Genomic DNA, 5000 nt, shown 5'->3' on the forward strand with positions numbered 1-5000 from the left:
TTGCCAGTGTAAACGGTGAACGAATAACAGAAAGAAAAAAAGAGACCTTTAATATTGCTTTGTCTATGAAAAGCAAAGGTGAAGATCTACAAGACGAGACACTAACTAAAAGGGCTGAAAGGTCTTTAAAGTGCTCTTCTTTTCGTTATATCGCAACTGTTAACGGACAGGCTCAAACCTTATTTACTCACCGTTGCAAAGGTCGTCATTGTCAGGAATGCCAAAGAATTAAGGCTTATATCTGGCAGAAAAAAACAGAGTCTATTTTTCCAAAACTGGAAGAAAATTATTTAAATGCAAAATATCTATTTGCGACATTTACGATTAAAAACCCAAAAATAACAGATCTAAGGGTTGTTTTATCAGTAATGAATAAAGCAGCAAATAGGCTTTTTAAAATGAAAAAATATAAAGATTTTATTCTTGGCGGTATCCGTTCGACGGAGATCACCAGGGGAAAATCTGGGGCTGACGAATGCCACCCCCATTTTCATTTTTTGCTTATGGTAAAAGGAAACTATGGTAAAAAATACTATGTAAATCAAGAAGATTGGGGGAAAGATTGGGGGGATTGCCTGGCTTATGAGTGTGATAGGGTAGGGTATCCGTATAACCCTATCGACTATCCTCGTGGGTTCCCAATCGTGGACGTTGTAAGAGCTATGGATAAAGAAAAGAAAATCGAAATCACAAATAAGAATATTAAAAATTCTGGTGAAGCGATTATAAATTATGTTCTAAAATATTCCGTCAAAGGTAGTGATATTTTAGATCATAAAAAAGGAAAAAATGACGATTGGTTTTTTGAATTTGATAAGCAGATTAAAGGCTGTCGAATGATAACACCTGTTGGAGTTTTTAAAAAATATCTAAGTGAAATTAAAAAAGATCCGTTTGATTATGAAATCGAAAAAGCAAAAATAGAGGATAGATTGGGACAAGGCTATCAGGTTAATAAAGCCATATTTAAAAAAGGCGATTATAAACTTGAAAATAAAAAAGATAATGAGGGTTATTTATTAGAAGCATTGGAAGCAAAAGCCTATAATTACCAACAATTATATTTAACTATGTATAGTGATTATATTAAATTCTACAATGACACTAACAAGGAAATATCTAAATTAGAAGATAAGTTATTTACCGAATATGATAATATGATCGAGTCTAAAATAGGAAGATTATTATTAATTCAGGAAGACAGGAAAAAACGAATTAATAACACTATTGAAAGTTTAAAAAGGGTCGGTTATCTTAAAGAAGAAAAAGGGCTTTATTATGACGAATGGGGATCGCTTTGGGCAACATTTGAAATTGAAAAGACCAATATTGAAATAGTGGAAATTAACGATTTTGCTGATATGTTTGAGGTGTGGTAATGAAAAAGAAACAGAAGCCTAAAAAAAGAAATCGCAATAGAAAGAGTAAATTTTTTAAATTATTAATGGCTTCGGTTCGTGAAGCCGTTGAAATTTCGAAAGGAAACATTGAGCCAGCAAGGATCACAATTTTAAAAAAATAGTAGTATAGTATATTGTAGTATATAGCCCTATATATTCGGTCCTTTCTTTTTTCTTTGCTTAAAGTCATTAGGTGAAATATTATTTTTCTCAGCTAATCTATTAGCCTCGTCCTCTAATTTTTTCTTTTGTCTTTCGGCTTCGTCCTTTTCTTTATTGCTGGCTAACTGTTGTTTAATTAACTCATTATTTTTCTTTTGATATTGCTTATCTTCTTTTTTATTATAAATATTTCCAAATTCATCCATTTTGTGGGTTTCTCTAAATATTCTCTCCTCTTCCTTATTTATTCTTTCCCTTTCCTTGTTTTCTTTTTTTATTTTTCTCTTCTCTACGGAATGCTTTATTTTATCAGGAACTGATTTTATTGTTTCGTTTAATTTATCTAATTTGTCATTTAGGATATTATTTAATTTTGAGTCGGTGATTTTATTATTTAAATTTCTAATTGCCTCGGAAATTGATTTATATATTTTTGACGGTCTAAATTTTTTATCTAATTCTTTTTGTATTTCTCTTAATTCTCTGGTGTTTTTAATTCTAAAATTTTTAGCCTTTTTTAATATTTGTTTTTTTGCCTCCTGTTCCTGTTTTCTTATTTCCTGAAATTTGGGATCGCCCCAGTCCTTCTTGCTGATAGTTTTCATTGCTGGTCTATTTAATTCGATAGCCTTAGAAGCAAGTTTTATTTTTTCCTCCAGGTCGGTTGTTTTGTCCATTTCCTCCAGTGCTTCTTTCATTTGTTCTTTTAATGTTAAATGGCTAATGGTTATATCATGCCCAGCCTTTAATAAATGTTCGTTAGCCACTTTTGCCCATAATTCCCTCCACTCCATAATATGATCCATTTTATCCCATTCTCTAACTTTTCCACCAAATCCCTCCGGTGTTAATTCTCTGGTAGTTGTTTTTATATGGCTATGTGGTTGGGTGTCGATATCGTGTATAGCCAGATCTACAATCATTCCCTTTGATACGAAAGCCTGTTGTGCAAAGTCTAAAATCAAGGCTTTGTTCTGTTCTGGGGTTAGTTCTACCAATAGGGAGATTTTGAAGTCTTTGGCAAGCCTGGCATCCTTCCTCTTCTCAATGGCCTCTACGGTACCCCATAGTGCCACAGGTGAAGCTGTGAGACTCTCAGGGGCATTCTCCGGGGCTAAAATGCCAGAGTAGTATAAACCCCCTTTTTTGGTGTAGTCGTAGGTTGTGCCGGTTCGTTCGTCTGTGTATCTGGCTCTGTTCTGGTATGCAGAAGCAGCAACAGAAGAAGCCGATTTTTTGCCTGAGCTTCTGCTCACACTGGAAACATCAAAATAATATATAGCCATATTGTAAAACCTCCACTTTTCTAATTTTTTTGGGGTTGGTTTTTGCTTTTCTTTTTTCCCGTTTACGGGAAAAAACCCTGTCGTTGCGTTAGCAATGCGGAGAAGGGCTTCAAGTAATTTTTATTTTTTCGTAAACTCAAAATAAAAAACTTTCAGAACGGCAAAAATGCTTTTCCTTATTTTAGATATAACATAAATTTGACTAAAGTAAATTACGGAGGTATATGCTTAATAATTACAAAAATATATATGGAGGTTTTTATGTCGCATGATTTTTATATCGAAAGAAAAAAAGATAAAAAGAAGGCTGTTTTTAATGGATATGCTGAGGGAGTATTTTATAAGCATTTTCATTGTGAAAAATATAATGCTATTTGGTCTGGTAGTAATGACGGACAAGATGTATCTAAAAAAGGTACTGAAAATGCACTTCGTAAAATATTAGAGTCGGAAGAAATTAAGAATTACCCAGATCCTGACCGTATTAATGAAATTAGAGAATTTTATGAAAATGTAGTCTTGAAATCTAATGATCAAGATAAATTCTATGTACATTTTTTATAGGGGTAGATTATGATTTTTATAGGTTTTCTTTTAGGTCTTGGGTTTGTCCTTATAATGGGTTTATTGTATGAATTTTTTAATAATTATCAAAAACTTAAAGGAAAAACGGACGGCTTAGAAGCTCTTGTTTTAAGGTTGGAATATAAATTAGATTATGTAATTAATGAATGTAATAAGAGGGGTTTTGATTTAGAGGAGGAAATATATTATGACGACGACGACTGAAAAAAAATATATTAAAAGAACTCCTGAGCAAAGAAAGGCATATTTAGAAGCCCAGCTTAATAGTGTAAATGCAAAACTAAATAAGCAGAAAAGAAAAGAGGCTAATGCTAAGAGAAGAGAAACGGATCATTTAAAATATACTTTTGCAGGTGATATTCTAAAAGTTATAGGGTGCGACGTTCGGGAAGTTGACTTGTCTTTGATCCTCGGTGCCGTTTTTTATGCTACAAGTGAAAATGCAAACCCTAAAAATGTTGAACTATATAGAAAAACAGGACTGGAAATTTTAAAAGAAAATAAAAAATAAGTTTGACAATAATATAATTAGAATATATTAATATATAAGTCGGTATGTTTATTTAATTCCTTGACAAATTTAATATATATAACGGCAAATTGCCCCATTTATGGGGATATTGGAGAGGCTAACTTAGGTTAGCCTTTCGTCCTTTCTGATACCGTTCACCAGTGCCGAACCGTCAAGCAGAATGTCGGGGGGTCCCCTCTGGGGTTCCGTCATTGTGCTTGTACGGCTCCCTGGTCAATACAACACTTGGCAAAGGTGGAAGGTGAACAAAGTGAGCCTTCTACCTGATAAGCCGCCCTTAAATGGTTTTAAGTTGTATTAAATGACATTTGATAATACAACTTGCCCCGGTAGGGGTTGCCTTTGGTTTTAGGGGTTTGGCTTGAGGTTGCCGAAGGCGACCCCTCCCCTTGTTTAGTAAGAAACAAATGGAGGCAAAACTTAGCCTCTAAAATTCCCCTGTAAGCCCCGCCATTACTGGCTTTAACCCACTTTTTTTGGTGTTTTTTAAGGGGGTAAATAGCACTTTTTGCTAAAGAATTTTAGAATAAAAAATAATCAATTCCCCGGAAATGGGACACCACTGCAGAAACCTCCCGAAAACACCCCCAAAAATGGGACGGAACCTTTAGATCACTATCCGACAAACGGCAGATTTGGGACAGAACATTTTAAAGACCGTTTTTTTGGTGTGAAAAATGGGACGGTTCCAACCGTAACGGCATAAAAACACGGAAAAAATGGGACGGTATCGACTTTTAGCCGGTGGGAGAAAATTAGAGGGGTATCGTGTAAGTGCTTGACTGGTTTGACAAAAACAAAAAACCCCGTAAAGTAAGAATTGCTTAGGTTCAATACAATACGGGGTTCTTCATAATATGTTTACAGGGATAAGTGTATTTAATAAAAATAGGTCTGTCAATAGACCTGATAATCTAAAAGAGTTTGCCAGTGTAAACGGTGAACGAATAACAGAAAGAAAAAAAGAGACCTTTAATATTGCTTTGTCTATGAAAAGCAAAGGTGAAGATCTACAAGACGAGACACTAACTAAAA

Annotated in this window: 5 protein-coding genes; 4 read left to right on the forward strand and 1 reads right to left on the reverse strand. The window is 34.1% G+C overall.

Translation table 11 applies throughout. From position 1 onward, the window contains the following. The coding region (locus tag ACVOLR_RS19780) for a protein rep (protein WP_481537952.1) at nt 1-1379 on the forward strand (1379 nt) is incomplete at its 5' end. Further along, nucleotides 1379-1522, forward strand: coding sequence for a hypothetical protein (locus ACVOLR_RS19785; RefSeq protein WP_159106569.1), 144 nt, complete (start codon nt 1379-1381; stop codon nt 1520-1522). The genes ACVOLR_RS19780 and ACVOLR_RS19785, both read left to right, overlap by 1 nt. A 27-nt stretch (nt 1523-1549) precedes the next feature. Here ACVOLR_RS19785 and mobQ read toward each other — a convergent pair whose 3' ends face one another. Next, entirely contained in the window at nt 1550-2848 is a 1299-nt protein-coding gene (gene mobQ, locus ACVOLR_RS19790; RefSeq protein ID WP_481537953.1) for a MobQ family relaxase, read from the reverse strand. A gap of 261 nt (nt 2849-3109) precedes the next feature. Here mobQ and ACVOLR_RS19795 point away from each other — a divergent pair, with 261 nt between their 5' ends. Both ACVOLR_RS19795 and ACVOLR_RS19800 read left to right on the forward strand, forming a co-directional pair. Further along, nucleotides 3110-3412, forward strand: a complete 303-nt coding sequence (locus tag ACVOLR_RS19795; protein ID WP_148935522.1) for a hypothetical protein — start codon at nt 3110-3112, stop codon at nt 3410-3412. Nucleotides 3413-3620: 208 nt separating this feature from the next. Continuing rightward, nucleotides 3621-3944, forward strand: coding sequence for a hypothetical protein (locus ACVOLR_RS19800; RefSeq protein ID WP_047627867.1), 324 nt, complete (start codon nt 3621-3623; stop codon nt 3942-3944). Nucleotides 3945-5000: the final 1056 nt, after the last annotated feature.

The organism is Stenotrophomonas sp. STEN030, assembly GCF_056759995.1.